This window comes from Streptomyces telluris, from assembly GCF_024519335.1.
Lineage (GTDB): Bacteria > Actinomycetota > Actinomycetes > Streptomycetales > Streptomycetaceae > Streptomyces > Streptomyces telluris.
On record NZ_JANIID010000008.1, the window covers coordinates 111017 to 129652 of the forward strand.

Here is an 18636-nt window from a genome sequence, read left to right on the forward strand (position 1 = left end):
CAGGGGGTGCTCTCTCCGTGCGCCTCGTTCCCGTGCGCCTCGGATCCGTACTCCTCGGATCCGTACTCCTCGGCTCCCTACGCCCCGGTTCCGTGCAAGTCCGCCGGCCGGACCACGTATTCGGCCTTCAGGCTCCCGTCGGCGAGCCGCTGCCGGGTCGTGTGGTAGCGCTTCTTGCCGCTCGTGGTCCGCGGGATGACCCGGCGCCGTGCGAACAGCACCGCGTCGACCGGCAGGTCCAGCCCGCGCAGGGCCGCGGCCTGCGCCTCCGTCACCTCGGGCGGGCCGTCGTGGTGCTCGACGACGGCGGTGATCTCGCTGGCGGGGTCGTAGATGTCGGCGTCCAGCACGATGACCTCGTGGGCGGGGCGGTCCAGGACCGCGGCCACCTGCTCCTCCAGCAGTGCGGCGAGGTGGTTGCGGCCGTGGCGGATGATGACGTGCTTCTTGCGTTCCAGGACGAACAGGTCGCCGCGGTGCCGGAAGCCCAGGTCGCCGGTGTGCAGCACGCCCTCCGGAAACGGCTGGGGCCGGCCGGTGCCCGGGTCCAGGGGGCCCGCGGCGACGCTGGTGCCGCGGAGGGTGATCTCGCCGAGCACGGCCTCCTGCTCGACCGGGCGGCCGTCGTCGTCGGTCAGCGCGGTGTGCAGGCCGTTGAGGGCCCGGCCGACGGAGAAGACCGGGATCCCGTACCCCTCGGGCGGCGGATCGCCCAGCAGCCCCTCGCCGAGCAGGCGCACGGGGGCCCCGCTCTCCATGCCGACGGGGTCCACCAGTACGTAGCGCGGGGTGCTGCCCGGCTCCGGCATGCTGGTGGCCAGCGTCGATTCGGCCATGCCGTAGCTGCAGACGAGGCTGCTCCGGGACAGGCCGTAGGGGCGGTAGCGGCGGTAGAACCCGTCCATGGTCGCCAGCCGGATCGGCTCGGCGCCGATGACCGCGCTGCGCAGGGCGGACAGGTCGCAACCCGTCAGGTCCCGCTCGTCGACGGCGCGGTGGGCGTGGTCGTAGCCGAAGTTGGGCGCGGCGGTGATCGTGGCCCGGTACCGGCTGAGGGCGAGGATCCATTCGCGGGGCCACATGATGAACTCGGTGGGTTTCATCAGGTACAGCGGCCAGCCGTGGAAGAAGCTGAGCAGTACCGTGCCGACGAGCCCCATGTCGTGGTAGAGCGGCAGCCAGGAGACCATCCGCTCGTCGCGGCCCATGCCCAGCGAGACGCGCAGTGCGGCGAGGTTGGCGCAGGCGTTGTCGTGGGAGATCGCCAGCAGCTTGGAGTCGCCGGTCGAGGCGCTGGTCGCCTGGAGGAAGGCGACGGCGTCGCCGCCCGGCCCCGCTGTCGCCGGCAGTTCGCCCGGGGCGAGCGCGTCGTAGCCGCCGGGCTCGCCCGGCAGGGGCACGACGGGTCCCGGTGCCGGGAAGTCCCCCTGCACCAGGCCTTCCTGGAGGGCGAGGACCGCCTCGCCGGGAAAGGTCTTGAGGGTGCGTTCGACGTGCCGGCGGAAGGGCTCCTCGCCGCCGAGCGCGCGGGGCGACGGGAGGATCAGGGGCCGTCCGCCGGCCCACAGCGCGCCGAAGAACGCCAGCAGGGTCGGCAGCGGGTCGTTGGCCGCGATGACCACCGCGGTGTCCTCGGGCATCTTGCGGCCCAGCCACGCGCTGGTCCGCAGGAACGTCCCGTAGGGCATGGCGACGTCGGGTTCGCCGGGTGTGAGGAAGCGGATGCCGTGGTCCGGGTCCGCGCCCCGCACGGCGTCGCGGACGGCGTCCAGCAGGTTCATGCCGCACCCGCCAGCCTGCGCTCCACCAGGGTGACGAGGCCGAGGGGCGAGAGGGCCAGCAGGGCGTCGCTGTCCCGGAAGGGGATGCCGAACAGCTCGGCCACCCGGGAGCCCACCCTCAGCTGGGTCAGGGAGGTCAGTCCGTAGGCGTGGAAGGGCGTCTCGTCCAGCCGGATCCTGGAGACGTCGATGCTGTCGTCCTCGGCGGACACCGTTTCGACGAGCCGCGCGAAGACCTCGTTCCGGTCCACGTTCCCGTCCGCATCCCGGCCCACATTCGTGTCCGCGTCCCGGCCCGCGTTCGTGTCCACGTTCCTGTCCATGGTCCCCCTCATCGTCCGTGGTAGGTGAACTTCGCCAGTGCGGTGGTGACTCCGGCCGAGGCCGCCATCAGCAGGACGCGGTCGCCCTCGGCCAGCTCTCCGCTCTTCAGGGCCTCGGACATGCTGACCGGCACCGAGGCGGAGACGGTGTTGGCGTGGTTCCGGTGGTCGAAGCGGTACTTGTCCGCGTCGATCCCGCAGGCCTCCACGACGTGCCGGCCGGCGCCGTCGCTGGCGGAGTGGCCGAAGACCAGGTCGGCTTTGAACTCCTCGAACCGCGGCAGGTCCCGGTAGTGCTCGATCAGCTTCCGGGTGCCGAACTCCATCAGGCTCAGCCCGAAGGAGACGAACTGCAGGGGCCGCAGCGTGCCGGCGACGTCCACCTCCTTGCCGAAGTAGGCGCCGAAGTTGGCCATCGGTACGAAGCACAGGTCGCGTTTCTCGCCCCAGGTGCGAAAGCTCGCCTCGAATCCTTCCTCCTCGTCCGCGCCGTTCCGGTGCGCGGTGAGGATCGTGGCGGTGGCCGCTTCGCCGATGGTCAGGGTCGGGTGCCAGTGGGCGAACTCCTCCAGCGACCGGAGCTCGTAGCGGTAGATGTCGCTCGCGTTGCACTCGGCGTTGACGATCATGATGTTGCGGTAGGCGCCGGTGCGCAGGAAGGCGTCCGCGACGTGCAGGGCGCGGATCCAGCTCGCGCAGGCGTCGAGGATGTCGAAGGCGGTGGCGCGGCGCAGGCCGAGCAGGTCCTGGAAGGTGGTCGCCGAGGCGGGTTCGGCGACGCCGCGCCCTATCCCGACGTACAGCAGCAGGTCGATGTCGAGGGCGTCGAGGCCCGAGGCGTCCAGGGCTCTGCGCCCGGCGTCCGTGGCCAGTTCGCTCGCGCTCTCCCCCGCGGCCCGGTGGTAGCGCACCGTGGTGCCGCTGGCGGTGAAACACGCCCGTACCAGTTCCTCGACCGTCGCGAGCTCCGCCTCGGTCAGGTGGGCGGCATTGGCTTCCCTCACTTCCTTCAGCACGTGGTCGTTGGTGACCCGGCGGCTCGGAAAGCTGTGCTCGATCGCCAGGAATTTCATACCGTTCCTCCCTCAGTTCCGGTGCGCACCGAAGAAACCGGTCGACAGCATTTCCCGGACGCTCTTGCCGAACGCCTCGGAGACCTGCTCGAGGTCGGCGTCGGAATGGGCGGCGCTCAGCATCATCGTGTGGAGTTCCGGCAGGTGAACGCCGTAGCGGCGCATGTGGTAGGCGAAGGCCAGGGTGGCCGTGACGTCCAGGCCCGCCAGGCGGTCCCGCACCAGGCGGGGCGTCGCGTGGTCGAAGGCGACCGAGAAGACGGAGTCGCGGCCCTTGACCCGGCAGGGCACGCCGCAGTCACCGGCCTGTGCGGTGAGGTCCTCGACCAGCCAGGCGGTCCGGTCGCGCAGCCGGCTGTAGATCTGCGGGCGGTCGCGGAGTTCGAGGAGCGTGGCCGCGCCGGCGGCGGCGGTGACGGAGTTGCCGCTCATGGTCCCGCCGGCGAACGCCCGGCTGTCCACGTCGCGGAAGGGGTCCCCGCTGGTCCGGGCGGTGTCGATGACCTCCGCGCGGCCCACGACGGCCCCGGCGGGCAGCCCGCCGCCGATGATCTTGCCGAGGCAGGTGAGGTCCGGGGCCGTCCCGGCGAGGTGCTGGACCCCGCCGTAGTGCACGCGGAACCCGGTCACCACCTCGTCGTAGACGACCAGGACGCCGGCCTCGGCGCACACCGCGGCCAGCCGCCGCAGGAACGCCGGGTCGAAGTCGCCCAGCGCGGACGGCATCGGTTCGAGGACGACGCAGGCCAGCTCGTGCGCGTGCGCGGCGATCCGCCGCAGCGAGTCCTCCTCGCCGTACTGCAGGACGAGGGTCTGCGCCACCACCGCGTCCTGCATGCCCGCCGAGTTCCCCACGGGTTCGGGGGCGCGGGGGTCGCCGCGGTAGCGGAACCACGAGCTGACCAGGCCCTGGTCGGAGAAGCCGTGGTAGTGGCCTTCGAACTTCGCGACGCGCTGCCGGCCGGTGCGGGCGCGGGCGATGCGCAGCGCGATCTGCACGGCCTCGGTTCCCGAGTTGCTCAGGACGACCTTGTGCTCCGGGCCGAACGCGGCGGCGATCAGCCCGGCCAGCCGCACCTCGTCGGGGTTGCCGACGGCGTTGACCGCGCCGCGGGCGGCCGCCTCCTGGATCGCCGCCACCACGGCCGGGTGGGCGTAGCCCAGGATGTGCGGCCCGTACCCGCCGGACAGGTCGACGTACTCGTTGCCGTCCAGGTCGCGCAGGCGTGAGCCTTTGGCCTGCGCGACCGCCAGTGGGAAGGCGCTGGGCAGGACGAACCGGTCGAAGTGGGTGGGGGCGACCAGGTGCCGCGCGGCCTCCTCGCGCAGCGCCTGCGTCCGCGGGGCGCGCTCGCCGATCTCGCGCTGGAAGGTGTCGCGCAGGCCCTCGTTGAGGTAGGGGGCGAACCGGTCGGTGAAGCGGCGGGTGGTCGCCCACAGGTCGATCTCCGGGTCGACCTCGGAGATGAAGCCCTCGCCGGTGAGCAGCGACAGCGCGAGGACGGAGAACGTCGTCGTGATGCGGGTGCCGTGGCGGCCGAGCAGCCGGATCGCGTCGTCGAGGAAGGCCAGCGTGGACCAGTGGGAGGCCTGCTCCTCGAAGTGGCGGCGCAGGATGGCGCCGAGCTCCTCCTCGTAGGCCCCGTGGCCGAGTGTTTCGGGGCGCACCGCGAAGGCCCGGGTGAAGCGGCGTCCGGCCAGTGCCCACTCCTTGCGGATGCAGGCGTAGTAGAACGAGGCCAGGTTCCACTTGTCGTCCTCGGAGAGGTGCCCGACCAGGCCGAAGTCGAGGAGGGTGATCCCGCCGTCCGGGGTGAAGACGATGTTGCCCGGGTGCGGGTCCACGTGGAAGCGGCCGTGGAAGTAGACCATGCAGTAGAACGCGTCCTGGAGCCTGGCGGCCAGTTCCCGGCGGCTGACCGGGACGGCGCCGGCGTCGTGGCCGGGGATCCCGTCGACGTACTCCATCACCAGGACGTCCGGCCCGCACAGCTCCTCGTGGACCCGGGGCACCCGGACGAAGGGGTGGCTGCGGAAGTTCTCGGCGACCTCGCGCTGCCGGTCCGCTTCGGCGGCCATGTCGCACTGCCCGGTCAGCAGGGGGCGCATCTCGCGGAAGTGCCCCGGCAGGTCGTATCCGCGCAACCGGGGCAGCAGGTGGGCGACGGCGAGCAGGCGGCCGATCACCGCCGCGCCGGCCTCCAGTCTGCCGCGCACCCCGGCCTTCACGACCTTCACCGCCACCGGGCGGCCGCCGGCGACGGCGCGGTGCACCTGCGCCACCGACCCGGCGGCGACCGGGCGCCGGTCGAAGGACTCGAACACCTCCTCGGGCGGGCGGCCCAGGCCGTGCCGCAGCACCTTCTCCAGCGCGGGCTCGCGCATCGGGGGCAGCTCGTTGAAGAACGTCCGGAACTCGTCGGTCACCTGACGGGGAAGCAGCCCCGACTGGGTGCCGAGGACCTGGCCCGCCTTGATGTAGAGGGGGCCCATGCGGAGCAGGTAGGCGCGCAGCAGCCGCGAGGCCCGTGCCCGGTCGCGCCGGCCGAGGCAGAGGCCGGCCGCCAGTACCGCCGTCCACCAGGCCACGCGGCAGCTTTCCAGGAGAGCCTGTGCAGCGGCCTTCACCACGCCTCCCTTTCCGGCCGCCCGGCCGGCACCTCGTGCGCCGCACGGAGACGGCGCAGCCCTTCCTCCGTGCCGACACGCGGTACGTAGCCGAGGTCCCGCTTGGCCGCGGTGATGTCGAACCAGTGGGCCGTGGTGAGCTGGTTCACCAGGAAGCGGGTCAGCGGCGGCTCTCCGGTGCCCAGGGCCCGTCCGCCGGACTCCAGCCCGGCGGCGAGGGCGCGGCAGGCCCAGGCGGGCAGCTCCCGGGTGACCGGGCCGACGCCGGCCGCGCCCAGCAGCCGGTCGATGGTCTCGCCGACCGGGCGGGGGTCGTCCTGGGTGATGAAGTACGCCCGCCCGGCCGCCGGGGCGCCCGGCTTGAGCCGGTCCAGCGCGAGTACGTGGGCCTCGGCGGCGTTGTCGATGTAGACCGTGTCGATCTTCTTGGTGGCCTTGCCGATCCTGCGCAGCCTGCCGCGGCGTGCCTGCTCGGCCAGGCGTGGCAGGAAGTGCGGGTCGCCGGGTCCCCAGATGATGTGGGGCCGCAGGGCGACCGTCGCGAGGTCCGCGGAGTCGGCGCGCAGGACCAGCTGTTCGGCGAGGGCCTTGCTGCGCGGGTACGGCGCGAGGAAGCGGGTCGCGTACGGCAGTGACTCGTCCGCGCCCTCCAGGTCCGCCCCGTCGTGGACGACGGCCGGGCTGGACGAGAGGACCAGGGCCCCCACGCCCTTGGCGCGGCAGGCGGCCACCACGTGGGCGGTGCCCGTCAGGTTGACGCCGATGTAGTCCCGGGCGGGACCCCACACCCCGGCCTTCGCGGCGCAGTGGATCACCGCGTCCCGGCCGTCCACGGCCTTGGCGACGGCGTCCGCGTCGCGCAGGTCCCCGAGGTGTTCCTCCACACCGAGCCGGGCGAGCGCGCGCCGCGGGGAGCGCCCGAGCGAGCGGACGGTGTCGCCGCGCGCGACGAGCTGCGCGCACACCGCCCCGCCGAGGAAGCCGCCGCCTCCGGTGACCAGGACCTTCATCGCGTGCTCCCGCCGTGCCGGAGGAAGCGCCCGGTGGTCCGGGCGGTTCCGTAGCCGTCGGCGAACCGGCCGTGGCGGCAGACGACTTCGCCGGCCACGCAGACGGCGGGGACGGCGGCGTCATTGCGGTTGACCATCCGGGACAGACCTCCGTAGGCGTCCGTGGGGGCTTCGTGGTACGCGTCCACCGTGTCGTCCAGTCCCGCGGGGTCGACCACGACGAGGTCCGCCCGGTCGCCTTCGCGCAGGGTGCCCGCCGCCAGGCCGAACCAGGAGGCGAGTTCACCGGTCAGGCGGTGCACGGCGCGTTCGGGCCGCAGGAACGGGCGGCCGGCGCGCTCGGCGTCCCGGACCCGCTTCAGCAGCCGGAGCGGGGCGTTGTAGAAGGCCATGTTGCGCAGGTGCGCGCCGGAGTCGGCGAAGCCGAACTGCACGAAGGGGTCGGCGGCCAGCCGGTCGAGCACCGCGGGCCGGTGGTTGGCGATCGTGGTCCGCCAGCGCAGCCGGGTGCCGTGCTCGGCGACGAGGTCGAGGAAGGTGTCCACCGGGTGCTCGCCGCGGTCGTCCGCGATCCGCCCGAAGCTGCGGCCCGTCAGCCCCGGTTCGGGACAGGCCACGATCTCGGCGTCGTACAGGTCCCGGTGCCAGGCGCGCGGCGGCAGCCGGCGCCGGTACTCGCGCCGGAACCGCTGCCGGAAGCCGCCGTCCAGCAGCAGCCTGCGCCGCTCGGCCTCGGTCCGCAGGTGCAGCGCGGCGGCGGTGGCGCCGAACTCCTCGAACACCACCAGGTCGATCCCGTCGGAGTAGAGCTCGAACGGCACCGGCAGGTGCTGCCAGCGCAGGTCCGCGCCGAACGCGCGGCCCGCCAGCGCGGCGGTCCGCGTCAGCACCCCGGCCAGCCCGGGAGCGGCCTTCGGGTCGATCGCGGTCAGCAGCGTGGTCTTGAGCGGGGCCCGGGCCGGGGCCGAACTGGCGGCGAGGAACAGCAGCGTGTTGAGCGGCATGGCCGGGTTCGGCGCGCTCTGCAGGATGCCGCCGGTGCGGCGCAGCGTCCGGTGCAGGCGGCGGTACTCGTGCCAGCCGGCGTAGGTGGAGGGCAGCCGGGCCGACCGGTGGCGGTCGCCCGCGAGCCGGGAGAACGGGCTGGTCATGGTGGACAGCCCGACCAGTCCTGCCGTGCGTGCCGCGGCGAGGAGCTCCTCCATGCGCCGCAGTTCCCGCTCGGTGGGGCGCGTGCGGGAATCGACGGCCCGGGCCAGGCCCATGACATGGGCCCGCAGGTCCGAGTGGCCGAGGAAGGCCGCGACGTTGGGGCCGAGCGGCCGCTTCTCCAGCGCGGCGATGTACTCCTCGGCCGTGCTCCAGGTCTTGTGCGCGGTGAGCGCGTCGAGGATGCACCGGCGCGGCACGGCTTCGACCCGGGCGAACAGGTCCGCGCAGTCCACCGGGGCGGCATGGACGGTCGACAGGGAGCAGTTCCCCATCACGACGGTGGTGACGCCGTGCCGCACGGACTCGCGCAGCCCGGGGTCGAGCAGCACCTCGGCGTCATAGTGCGTGTGGATGTCGAGGAAGCCGGGGAGGACCCAGCACCCGGTGGCGTCGAGCACCTGCCGGCAGCCTTCGACGGGCAGCGGGCGGGCCGAGACGGCCGCCACCTCGCCGTCGCGGATTCCCAGGTCCCGTACGGCGGACGCCGCTCCCGTGCCGTCGAACCAGCGTCCGTTTCTCACGACGACGTCGAATGATGTGGGCATACCTCTCCGGGGTTCGCGTTTCCGGCCGCAAAGGGTGCGGCCCGCGGCGGATGCCACGGACCGCTGACGCGTGTGACTCCCCGTTACTCGAAGTCGACGTCCGAGATGTCCAGCGAGCTGCTCGAGGAGCTGCTGCTGCAGCCTTCGTCCATACCAATGGCCTCGAGGCTGGAAACCCGCTCTTCGACGACGGTGATCTCGATTTCGGACATCTTGTTCTCCCCTCGTTAATCCGCACTGGGGCGGACTGTCGTTCACGACCCTACGAGGGCGCGCATATTTTTCACGCCACGGAATTCCGTAGTTAAGACACAGCGAAACCGGGGCGGCCGGGAAGGATCAGGTGGATTCGTGAATTCCAGATGGTGTTTCCGTGCCCGCCCGGGGTTCGGCCGGCCGGCGCCGGCTCCGGCTCCCCCACAGGAGCAGCGCGGCCACGGCGACCGCCACGCCGGCCGCCACCCGGGTGGCACCGTCGAAGCCCAGGGACTGCATGCTCCAGCCGGCGCCCAGCGGAGCCACGGTGAGCCCGCCCGTGTAGGCGAGCGTGTAGAGGGCGTACACGGATCCGTACGCCGGGGGCTGCCGTTCCTCGGCGATCTCCGACATGACGGTGACGGTCGGGGTGAGGACCAGCGACGCGCCGATCGTCACCACGGCCAGCCCGGCGGCGATCGGCACCACGCCGTGCAGCCCGCCGAGCGCGAGCATCGCCACGGCGGCCAGCAGGCAGCCCGCCGCCGCGACCGGTCCCGGCGCCACCCGGCGCAGGGCGGCTCCGGCGAGCGGGGGTGCCACGGCGGCGGCGACGCCCGCTACGCCGAAGACCACACCGACCGCCCCGGGACCTGCATTCTCCGTAGTGAACAGGTGCAGCGGCAGGACGGGTTCCAGGAAGGCGATCAGTGCGGCGCCCGTCGCGGTGAGGACCACGACCTGGACCAGGCCGCGCCGGCCGCGGATCTCCGCGAGCCTGCCGCGCCGCTCGCGGACGGTGTCCTGCGGCACGAGGAACCAGCGGGCGACGCCGTCGGCCAGGGCGATCGCGGCGGCGAGCAGGAAGGGCGCGCGCGGATCCAGCCAGTCGGCCAGCAGGCCGCCGAGTGGCGGCCCGACGAGCGTGCCGACCGCGAACGACGACAGGGCGACGCCCATCGCCTTCCCGCGCTCCTGCGGGGAGTGCGTGGCCGCCACGAGCGCCAGGCCCGCGGTCCAGACCACGCCCGCGGCCGCGCCCTGCAGGGCCCTGGCCACGATGAGCAGGGCGGGGTCGCGGACGAACGCGAACAGCACGGTGGCCGCGACCAGGCCGGCCACCCCGGCCAGCAGCGGCCTGCGGTTGCCCCGGCGGTCCACCCATAACCCGGCGGCGGGCGTGGCGGCGACCAGCGCACCCGCGTAGACGGCGAACATCAGGCCGACGCCGAGCGGGCGGGTGCCGTGTTCGGAGGCGAGCTTCGGGAGCACGGGCACCGCCATGCCGTACACCAGGGCGTCGGTGGCCAGCCCCAGGGAGGCGACGGTCAGCGCCGCGCTGCTGCGGGCCGGCTTCCCGGTGCCGCGGGCCGGCTCCTTGCGATTGAACTCCATAGTGAATCTGACTACCATAGTGAATGTGACCAAGCAACAGCCGCCCCGGCCGACCCGGCTCATGGGGGACCACATCAGGGCAGCGCGGGAGACGCGGAACCTGTCGACGCAGACGGCGTCCGCCCAGGCGGAGATCTCCTCCGGCTATCTGTTCAAGCTGGAGAACGGCTACGTCGGCACGCCGTCGCCGCGCGTGCTGCACCGGTTGTCGCAGGTGCTCGGCCTGGACTACTGGGAGCTCATGGGCCTGGCCGGATACGTGGTGCCCACGGGCGACGACAGCTCCCCCGCACCCGCCGCGCCCCCCTCCCCCGCAGCCGCCCCGGCTCCGCTCGACCGCATCGCCGACGCCCTGGAGGACGTGCGGGACGAGCTGAGGTTGATCAGAAGAGCCCTTGAGGAGCAGCGGGCCGCGAGTCCTGGGGAAACGCCCTGAGGACACGGGTTCCCACGGTTTTCCCCAGGGGGGATTAACGGAATCCCGGACACCAAGGGAAAAAATCCGGCATCGATCGCACAAAACCTTGACAGCTGCCACACATCGTGTGTTTACATCGATGTCCGATCGAGTCTGGCCAATGCTCAAGTCCCCAACTTTCCGCATCGGACGGGACTATGACGATTGATGTGTCTCATTCGCGCCTTGCCGCTCTGGACCAGCAGGACTGTACCGTCGTCCTCTTAGGCTGGTGGGAGGCCGCGGCCCGATTACCTCCGACGACCATCCAGCATGAGAACGTGGAAATCCACCCGTGCTCGGATTCCGACCTGCTGGCCCCGACCATCCATTCGGTGCAGGCCGATTGGATGCTCGTGGGCGAGAAAATCGACGACAGTGAGATTCACCGCGCGTTCGGTCGTGCGAAGGCCGTCCGCGAGGATCTGAACCTGGCGATCCTGGGCCCGCGCCGTGACTGGCGCCGGTGCGAGCGCTGGCTGCGCCGCGGCTGCCGGGTCTACCTGGAGGACACCGTCGGCCTCGACCGGATGGCCGAGGCGATCCGGTCCGCCCGGGACCTCGGGATCAACGTCACCGACCGCAGCATCTTCCAGGTCCTGCAGGAACGATCCGCCGGACCGACGCCGCACCTCACCCAGCGCGAACACGAGGTGCTCGACCTGCTCCGGCGCGGTCTGCGCAACCAGGACATCGCCCACGCCCTGCACGTCACCGAGAACACCGTCGAGTACCACGTGCGCCACCTGCTCGCGAAGTTCGGGGCCCGCAGCCGTCTGGAGGCCGTCGAGCGGGCCTCCGCCCTCGGGCTCGCCTGACCGGCCGCGGCGGCCGGGCCGTGTTCCGTCACCGCCCGGCTGCCGGCACCATCCTGAGTTCCAGCGCCGCGACCGGGCACAGGAAGGCCGCGGCCGCGGCCCGCACGTCCTCGGCCGTCACGGCCGCGATCCCGGCGGGATAGGCCGCGAAGTCGGCGGGCCCCAGCCCGGCGGCCGCGTAGCCCGCGATCCGTTCGGCCCGCCCGCGCTCCGCCTGTGCGGCCCGGTGCCACTGGACGACCAGCCGTTCCTTCGCCGACCGCAGCAGGGCCGGGGCGACGGCGTCCCCGCCCAGTCCGCCCAGGGTCTCCGCCACGCACCCGGCCACCTCGTCCAGCGCGCCGGGGCGGCAGGCGGCGAAGCACATCCCGTAACCGCCCTCGGCGAGTTCCCGGCTGAAGGCCGCCAGCGAGTAGGTCAGCCCCCTCTCCCGCCGCAGCCGCCGGTCGAGCAGCCCCTCCCGGCCGCCGAGCAGCGCCCAGGCGACGTGCAGCGGGAACTTCTCCGCCGAGCCGAGGGGCACGCCCGGCGTACCGAGGAGGCAGCAGGCGCCGGCTCCCGCGATGCTCACCGACCTGCGCTCCCCGCGAGGGAAGCGGGCGGTGGCGGCGGGCGCACCGTCCCGGGCGGGTGCCGCCGGGCGCTCTGCGAGCAGTTCGTCCGCCGCCGCCGACAGCTCGCGCTCACCGGCCTCCTGCACGGCGCGGACGCGCTCGCCGTGGACGATCCCGTAGCGGTGACGGCTGCCGAACAGCGCGCGCCGCACGTCGTCGGAACCGCGCTCGCGCGGCGAGGACAGCCGGTTCAGGCACTCGGCGCGCAGCCGGTCCGCGATCCCGGGTTCCGGCGCCGCCCGGGCCCGCCGGAACCACTCCGGAAGCGCGCGGAGCACGGCACGGTCGGCGCCGACGACTTCGGCGGTCACCCCGGCCAGGTCGGCGCTCATCACCGGCTCCGCCCGGCAGTCCACACCGTCCGCACGCGCGGCGGCGGCCACGGCCCGGGCCCATGCCGCCGCCGCCAGGGGCGCGACGAGCACGGCCGGACGCGAGACCCCGGCGAGCGGCACGGCGACGGTCGCCGCGGCGACCGGGCTTCCTGCGGTGGCGGGGAAGGCGAGGAGGACGCCCGGGGGAAGCCGCCCGGTCACGTCACACGCTCCGCGCCGAACCGCCGCCCCCACTCCGTCAGCAGGTCGCCCACCGCCGCGGCCGGGCACGCCGCCAGTTCGTCCGTGCCGACGGCGGTCCGCGGGTCGGCGGCCCGGATCGCGAGCGCCTCGACGTCGTCCTCCGTGCGCAGACGCGGAATGAGCACCTCCGTCCGCAGCCACGCCGCTCCGTCCGGCCGGGTGACGCGCGCGTGGGCGGCGGACAGCGCGGCCCGCACCGCGTCGCCCGCCGCCGCGGGGCCGGACGCCCTCACCATGGCCCAGGCGCACAGCCGGTCCCGCAGCGGCAGCGTGTGCAGGACGAGACCGGTCGCCGCCTTGACCGCGTCGCAGGCGAGGACGGCGGCCGCGGAGTCGCCTCCCGGCCGGGCGAAGGCGATCCCGGACGCCGGCCCGTGCGTCGCGGCGACTGCGCCCGCGGCTGGGCGCTCGGCGGGGCGCTCGGCGGGGCGGGGCCGTGCGGCCGGCGTGGTTGCTTTGCCACCGGCACGCGGCCGCCGGCTCCCGGCGCCGTCGCGCCCCCGGGCCGGTTCCGGCCCGGCACCGGCGGTCGCCGGTACCTGACCGCACGTCACAGCGACGCCGCCTGCGGTGGAATGCTCGGCGAGGCGTGGGGCGGATTCCGGCCCGGCGCGGGTGGCCCCGGCCTCCTGGCTGCACGTCACGGCCGGCTCCGCGGCGGCCGGGTGGCCGTGCCCCCAGGCCGACGCGATCGCCACGATCGGCGGAAGCAGCTCGCCGGGCTCGTCCGCCACGATCACGAGGACCGCCCCGGCGGGGCGGTACCACCTGAGGTGGAAGTGCCGCACCCGCTGCGGCGTGAGGGCGTCGACCACCCGCGGGTCGCCCAGCACGGGGTGGGCGCACCGGGTGCCGGGCCACAGCGCGCCCATCAGCGCATCCTGCAGCCGCCGGGCGGGGTCGGCCGAGCGCTGGGCGCGTTCCTCGCGGATGGCGGTCAGCTCGGCGGCGAGGTCCTCGCGCGGTACGTCCAGGCCGCCGAGGACCGGGCCGAGGGCGGCGACCGCGGGGACGGCGTCCGCCCGGCGGACCACCGCGCTGTAGACGGTGGCCTCCTTGCCGGTGCGGGCCGTCACCAGCGCGCCGTCGCCGACCCGGCCGCCGTCCATGGCGCACCGGACGACCATGTGTTCGAGCACGTGCGCCAGGCCCTCCTCGCCGGGTTCCTCGTCGGCGCTGCCCACCCCCACCCGCAGCAGGACGGCGGCGAGCGGTGTGCCGGTACGGGGGACGGCGACCAGCCGGATGCCGTTGGGCAGCACGCGGGTGCGCGTCGGTTCCACCGGCTCACTCCGCGGCCTGCAGGGTCACCAGGGTCTGGGCCAGGAAGCGGTCCTGCTCGTCCACCGCGATGACGACCCAGTCGCCGCAGGCGAGCAGCGGGTTGTCGTCGAGGGGGACCTCGTAGTGCGCTTCCGGCCGGTCCGGCGTGCACGTCAGCTCCTCGCGGACGATCCGGCCGATGCCCTGCCAGGCGAGGACGACCGGGGTGGGCTCCGTGAGGCCGGTCAGGCCGACGGAGAAGCGGAGCATCCGGCGTCCGGTGCCGTCCACGGTCTCCTCCAGGTCGGCCCGGCCGAGGCCGAGCGGGGAGACGTAGCGCTGCGTGAACGGGTAGGGGACGGTGCGGCCGGCCCGGTCGAAGACGACGGCGTGCACCGCCACCAGCCGGTTCTCCGCGTCGTAGACCGAGGCGTGGCAGTAGTCGCGGTCGAATCCCGCGAAGAGGATGAGCATCTCCGTGGTGACCTCGGGCTCGTCCGGGGTCACCGCGTGGAAGCGCTCGCGGGTCTCGTCGCGGTCGACGAAGAAGAACTTGTGGGTGAGCATGGCCGGTTCGCCGAGGTTGTCGACCCTGCTGGAGAACCGGAGCCTGATCCCGTCGCCGGCCGGCTCGGCGGAGAAGGAGCAGTGCACCGGCGACCGCTCCGGGGGCAGGCAGCGGCTCACGACGTGCCGTCCGTAGGCCTCGGGGATCAGGGAGGTGTCCGCGAAGTCCTCCTTGCGGACCATCGACAACGAGGGGAACGCGACGAAGGACGCTGCCATGGGATCTTCCTAAGGGAGCGGATGCGGGTAGGGGTTGTCCGGTGCGGAGTCGGCGCCCAGCGTCCGCACGACGTCGTGCAGGCGGGGGTTGCCCAGCATCCGGAAGCGGTGCGCGCCCGACAGGTGCTGCATGCCCGGCACCAGGACGCGGACGACGTGCACCCCCGCCCGCCGTGTGTCGGGGGTGGTCAGGTCGACGACGTAGGTGCGCAGCCCGGCGGCGGCGAGTTCCTCCACGACGGCCTCCGCGGAGGCGGCACCGGTTCCGGTCCGCGGCCGGGCGGGCCGGTCGCAGACGGGCGGGGTGTCGGGGTGGACCAGGTATCCGGCACGGCGGCGCAGTGCGGGATGGCGGGTGTAGAGGATCGCGTGCTTGTTGAACTCGTCGACGTTGGCGAAGTCGGGCGCGGCCTCGAAGCCCTCGTACTCCTTGACCAGCCGCCGTACGTAGGTGAGGCCCTGCGCGGCTTCCAGGAAGGCCTTTTCGACGGCGGGCACCAGCGAGGTCCGGCACGCGGCGCCGAACGACAGGACGGGCTCGGCGCCGCCCCGGCCGTCCATCACCGCGACGACGACGGGCGGAGCGAGGTCCAGGGACAGGTCGTAGAAGCGGACCCGCCAGGACTCGGCCTTGGTCAGGTGGTAGCTGACCCGCGGCGACGCGGCGATCGCGTCCTCGGGGACCGGCCGGGGCGGGAGGCGGTGCAGCCAGGACACCGCCAGCGCGTCCCGCTCGATGATCTCGCAGAGCCCGCCGAGCACCGCGTCGGCGACGGTCGGCCCGGCCGCCAGGCCGGTCGAGATCGACGGCGCGATCGGCGTCTCCTCCTTCGACCGGCGGTAGTAGAGGAACACCTGGGAGGCGGGCACCCAGCACGCCGCGCCGTCCGGCCGGCGCGTGGCGCGGACCCAGCGGACGGTCGTGTCCCCGGTGAAGGGCGCGAACGGAAAGCCGGGCGAGGCGTACTGCTCGGCGGAGAACAGCCCGAAGTCCTGCGGCGCGACGGCGTTCTCGCCGGACCGGGTGAGCTCGTTCCACGACGCGGTACGGAGCTCGGCGGAGCGGAACAGGCCGGCGGCGTAGCGTTCGAGGGATTCGCCGATCGCGGCGTGGAGCGCCTCCTTCTTGGTGAAGCCGGCGCCGCCGTTGCGGACCACGCCGAGGTTCGGCCGGATCAGCGAGTGGTCCGGCGAGGTGCTGCCGGCGAGGTAGATCTGGGGGCCGCTCTCGGCCCGCCGCAGGTTCACCGCGTGGACGACGCCCACCCGGTCGTCGACGGCCGCGGTCAGCTCCCGTGGCGGAGCCGCCGCCTCCCGTGCGGGGGCGGCCGAGCGCTGCCTGTCGCCGCACACCCGGCAGGTGGGAACCGGGAGCAGGACGCGGCGGGTCTCGCCGCCGTCCTCGTCCAGCCAGAACAGGTCGTCGCCCGGGTCGTCGCCGGAGCGGTCCGGCCGGTCCGGCCGGTCCGCCGCGCGCCGTCCCACCGCCGCGGCCAGCCGGGCGGCCCGCCACGGCGGCACCTGCTGCTGGACCGCGGGCGCCCCGGACTCGGCGAGGGAGGCGGTGTAGGAGCGCCAGACCGGGCCGTGGACGGAGTTGGCGAAGATCCGGGTGCGCAGGCACTCGTAGCAGGCGGCGGTCCCGTCCGGGGTCCACAGCGGGCCGGCGAAGGCGGTACCGCCGTGCATGAGGCCGTAGAACAGGCAGTCCAGGCCCTGCTGGACGCAGAGTTCGTTGACCGTGCCGGCCCGCGCGTCGAAGAGCGAGGCGGTCGCCGCGATCACCAGGGAGGCGTCCGTGCCGGCGACGAGGCCGGCCGTCGGTTCCGCGGGCTCGCCCAGGTCGTGCACCTCGGTCCGCGGTGTCCGGCGCAGGACGGCCACGAGGTCGTGCGTGAGGGCGGCGGGTCCGAGCACGGCGACGTGTTGCAGGTCGGTGCGCTGCGGGTCCTGTGATGCGTGCGGGTCCTGCGGGGCGCACTCGATGATCCCCTGGTCGCGGAGGCTTTCGAGCAGTTCCAGTGCGCGGGGGCGCGGCAGCGTGGCTTCGAGGGCCACGACGATGTCGTCGGCGCGGGCCGGGCTGCCGAGCCGGGGCAGGACCTGCTCGGCGAGCAGGCGCAGTCCGCTCCCCTGCAGCCGGTGGACTCCGCGGGACGACTCCACGAAGCCGTTGCGGTCGTCCAGGACGTGCAGGCGCATGCCGGGGGCGGTCCGGAGGACGCTGTCCTGATCTATCACGAGGCGGCCTCTCCCAGGAGGGTCAGGTAGACGACGGCGTCGTCGGTGCCGTTCACGCCCACCAACCGGTTGAAGTGGTCGTCGACGAAGCCGATGAGCGGGTGGGCCACCAGGCCGAGCGCCGCGGCCGCGGTCACCACGCTCTGGGCGAGGTGGCCGCATTCGAGCAGCGCCATGCGGTAGCCGCGCTCCCAGTACTTCCACTGGTTGCGCCGGAAGGCCGCGACGTGCAGGACGATCGCCGCCGCCCCGGCCACCCGGCCGGGGTAGCCGGTGTGCGCGGCGACCTCGTCGAAGTCGTAGTCGTCGTTGACCAGTTGGAGGACGCAGCGGCCCGGGTGGAAGTAATGGACGCCCCGGGTCACGCCCTCGACGCGGTGGGCCAGGACGAACAGGTCGCCGGAGCACAGGCCGCCCGCGGTCGGGGTGGCGCGCAGCGGCAGGCGGACCCCGTCGGGCGCGTGCGCGGTCCCGGTGATCCCCGCGGAGAGGTCCAGGATCCGTGCGAGGTCCGCCGACGGGAGCGGGGCCCGGCCCATGGGCGCGGCCGAGCGGCGGCGGCGGACCGCCGCGTCGAGGGGCAGCAGGTCACGGCCCGCGGCGGTGGGCAGCGGATGCTCGGTCCTGGTCCGGCCGTAGTCCCGGTAGGGCCGTGCCAGGGCGCGCCTGGTGTCGGGGTGCAGCCGGTCGACGTCCACCGGCGGGAGCGTGCGGTAGGCGGAGCGGATCTTCGAGTTCTCGTGGAAGGTGCGGGAGATCCTGACGCGTTCGCGGTCGCAGGCGAGCGACAGGTCGGCGGGGGCCGTGCGGCCGGTGAGGCAGGGCTCGGCCCACAAGCGCGCAGAGCCCGCCGAACCCGCCGGATCCGTCGGCCCTGTCGGCTCTGTCGGCTCTGTCGGCTCCTCGGTGTCTTCGGCGTTCCCGGCGGCTTCGGCTGTCCCGGCGGCTTCGGCGTTCCCGGCGGCTTCCGTCTTCCCAGCAGCTTCCGTCTTCCCGGCGTCCCCGGCGAGGCGGCACTGGACGACGGCTCCGCCGTCTCCTTCGAGCACTGTCCGTACGAGGGCGCCGACCCGGCGTCCGAACTCCGGCTCCGGGACCTCCCCGACCTGGTCGAGGCCGATGTCCCCGCCGACGGCCGGGGCCGGGGCCGGTCCGGTCCACGCGTCGGCGGCGGCCCGGGTGAGGATGCCGTCCAGCGCCCGGGCCAGCGCGCCGCGGGCCGTCGGAGCGCAGCCGAGGGCGCGGATCTCCCGGGGCGGTCCGTCCTGCCTGAGCACGGCCCCCACCAGCGGGACTCCGCCCGCGGCGTCGAAGGCGTAGCAGGTGAGTTCGGCGTCCAGCGCACGGTGCAGCGGCGGCGGCACCACACCGTCCCAGCCCGTCAGCCGTCGCGCCGTGTCAGGGGGGTCGTGCCGTTCCATCGCGTCGCATACCGCTTCGCGCACGGCGTCCGCGCGCGCCGGTGCGGCGCCGACGCCGTCCCCGTCCCGGCCGAGCCGCAGCTCCGCGGCGCGAGCCGCGAGCCGCCAGCGCACCGCGTCGAGGTCCCGGCCCGCCGTCAGGGCGAGCATCGGGACCGGGGCGGCCGGCTGTTCCAGCCGCTCCGCGCGGTGTCCGGCGCCGACGAGTGCGAAGGCCGTCCCCACCAGGCGGGCGGGCAGCGGGAGTTCCCGCACGGCGAAGCCCATGGCTTCGATCAGGCCCACCGCTCCGCGCG

The 18636-nt window shown here is 73.9% G+C and carries 15 protein-coding genes; 2 read left to right on the plus strand and 13 right to left on the minus strand.

The genetic code is table 11. The features are described from left to right. Positions 1 to 77: 77 nt before the first annotated feature. From NQU55_RS11815 to NQU55_RS11850, 8 genes are all read right to left on the minus strand, one after another. Positions 78 to 1781, minus strand: a complete 1704-nt coding sequence (locus tag NQU55_RS11815) for an AMP-binding protein (RefSeq protein ID WP_256790467.1) — start codon at positions 1779 to 1781, stop codon at positions 78 to 80. Beyond that, the gene (locus tag NQU55_RS11820; RefSeq protein ID WP_168096974.1) at positions 1778 to 2104 is read right to left on the minus strand and encodes an acyl carrier protein; all 327 of its coding nucleotides are present in this window, start codon (positions 2102 to 2104) and stop codon (positions 1778 to 1780) included. Before NQU55_RS11820 ends, NQU55_RS11815 begins: the two co-directional genes overlap by 4 nt. Before the next feature lie 8 nt (positions 2105 to 2112). Then, a complete protein-coding gene (locus NQU55_RS11825; RefSeq protein WP_256790469.1) occupies positions 2113 to 3177 on the minus strand; it encodes a 3-oxoacyl-ACP synthase III family protein in 1065 nt (354 codons plus the stop codon). Positions 3178 to 3189: 12 nt separating this feature from the next. After that, complete coding sequence (locus NQU55_RS11830; protein ID WP_256790470.1) at positions 3190 to 5805, minus strand: aminotransferase class III-fold pyridoxal phosphate-dependent enzyme; 2616 nt, start codon at positions 5803 to 5805, stop codon at positions 3190 to 3192. After that, complete coding sequence (locus NQU55_RS11835; RefSeq protein ID WP_168093645.1) at positions 5802 to 6815, minus strand: NAD-dependent epimerase/dehydratase family protein; 1014 nt, start codon at positions 6813 to 6815, stop codon at positions 5802 to 5804. Before NQU55_RS11835 ends, NQU55_RS11830 begins: the two co-directional genes overlap by 4 nt. Next, positions 6812 to 8548 carry an N-acyl-D-amino-acid deacylase family protein gene (locus tag NQU55_RS11840; RefSeq protein ID WP_206329484.1) on the minus strand — a complete coding sequence of 579 codons (1737 nt, stop codon included), beginning with the start codon at positions 8546 to 8548 and terminating at the stop codon, positions 6812 to 6814. The genes NQU55_RS11835 and NQU55_RS11840 overlap by 4 nt, the downstream gene beginning before the upstream one ends. Before the next feature lie 107 nt (positions 8549 to 8655). Next, on the minus strand, positions 8656 to 8784 hold the full coding sequence (locus tag NQU55_RS11845; RefSeq protein WP_256790471.1) for a hypothetical protein: 129 nt from the start codon (positions 8782 to 8784) through the stop codon (positions 8656 to 8658). Positions 8785 to 8911: 127 nt separating this feature from the next. Next, complete coding sequence (locus NQU55_RS11850) at positions 8912 to 10162, minus strand: MFS transporter (protein ID WP_168093643.1); 1251 nt, start codon at positions 10160 to 10162, stop codon at positions 8912 to 8914. Positions 10163 to 10187: 25 nt separating this feature from the next. Here NQU55_RS11850 and NQU55_RS11855 point away from each other — a divergent pair, with 25 nt between their 5' ends. Continuing rightward, entirely contained in the window at positions 10188 to 10598 is a 411-nt protein-coding gene (locus NQU55_RS11855) for a helix-turn-helix domain-containing protein (RefSeq protein ID WP_168093642.1), read from the plus strand. Between the two features lie 302 nt (positions 10599 to 10900). Continuing rightward, positions 10901 to 11437, plus strand: a complete 537-nt coding sequence (locus tag NQU55_RS36780) for a response regulator transcription factor (RefSeq protein WP_206329483.1) — start codon at positions 10901 to 10903, stop codon at positions 11435 to 11437. Between the two features lie 28 nt (positions 11438 to 11465). On the opposite strand, the gene NQU55_RS11865 is transcribed toward NQU55_RS36780, so the two are convergent. From NQU55_RS11865 to NQU55_RS36435, 5 genes are read right to left on the minus strand one after another with little or no spacing between them, the layout of a single operon-like run. After that, positions 11466 to 12587 carry an insulinase family protein gene (locus NQU55_RS11865; RefSeq protein WP_168093641.1) on the minus strand — a complete coding sequence of 374 codons (1122 nt, stop codon included), beginning with the start codon at positions 12585 to 12587 and terminating at the stop codon, positions 11466 to 11468. Continuing rightward, positions 12584 to 13912 carry an insulinase family protein gene (locus NQU55_RS11870; RefSeq protein ID WP_168093640.1) on the minus strand — a complete coding sequence of 443 codons (1329 nt, stop codon included), beginning with the start codon at positions 13910 to 13912 and terminating at the stop codon, positions 12584 to 12586. The genes NQU55_RS11865 and NQU55_RS11870 overlap by 4 nt, the downstream gene beginning before the upstream one ends. Positions 13913 to 13916: 4 nt before the next feature. After that, positions 13917 to 14678 (minus strand): DUF5944 family protein, encoded by a 762-nt coding sequence (locus NQU55_RS11875; RefSeq protein ID WP_168093639.1) that lies wholly within the window; start codon positions 14676 to 14678, stop codon positions 13917 to 13919. Between the two features lie 9 nt (positions 14679 to 14687). Continuing rightward, entirely contained in the window at positions 14688 to 16919 is a 2232-nt protein-coding gene (locus NQU55_RS11880; protein WP_168093638.1) for a TOMM precursor leader peptide-binding protein, read from the minus strand. Further along, positions 16916 to 18625, minus strand: a complete 1710-nt coding sequence (locus tag NQU55_RS36435; RefSeq protein WP_168093637.1) for a SagB/ThcOx family dehydrogenase — start codon at positions 18623 to 18625, stop codon at positions 16916 to 16918. The genes NQU55_RS11880 and NQU55_RS36435 overlap by 4 nt, the downstream gene beginning before the upstream one ends. Between the last annotated feature and the right edge of the window lie 11 nt (positions 18626 to 18636).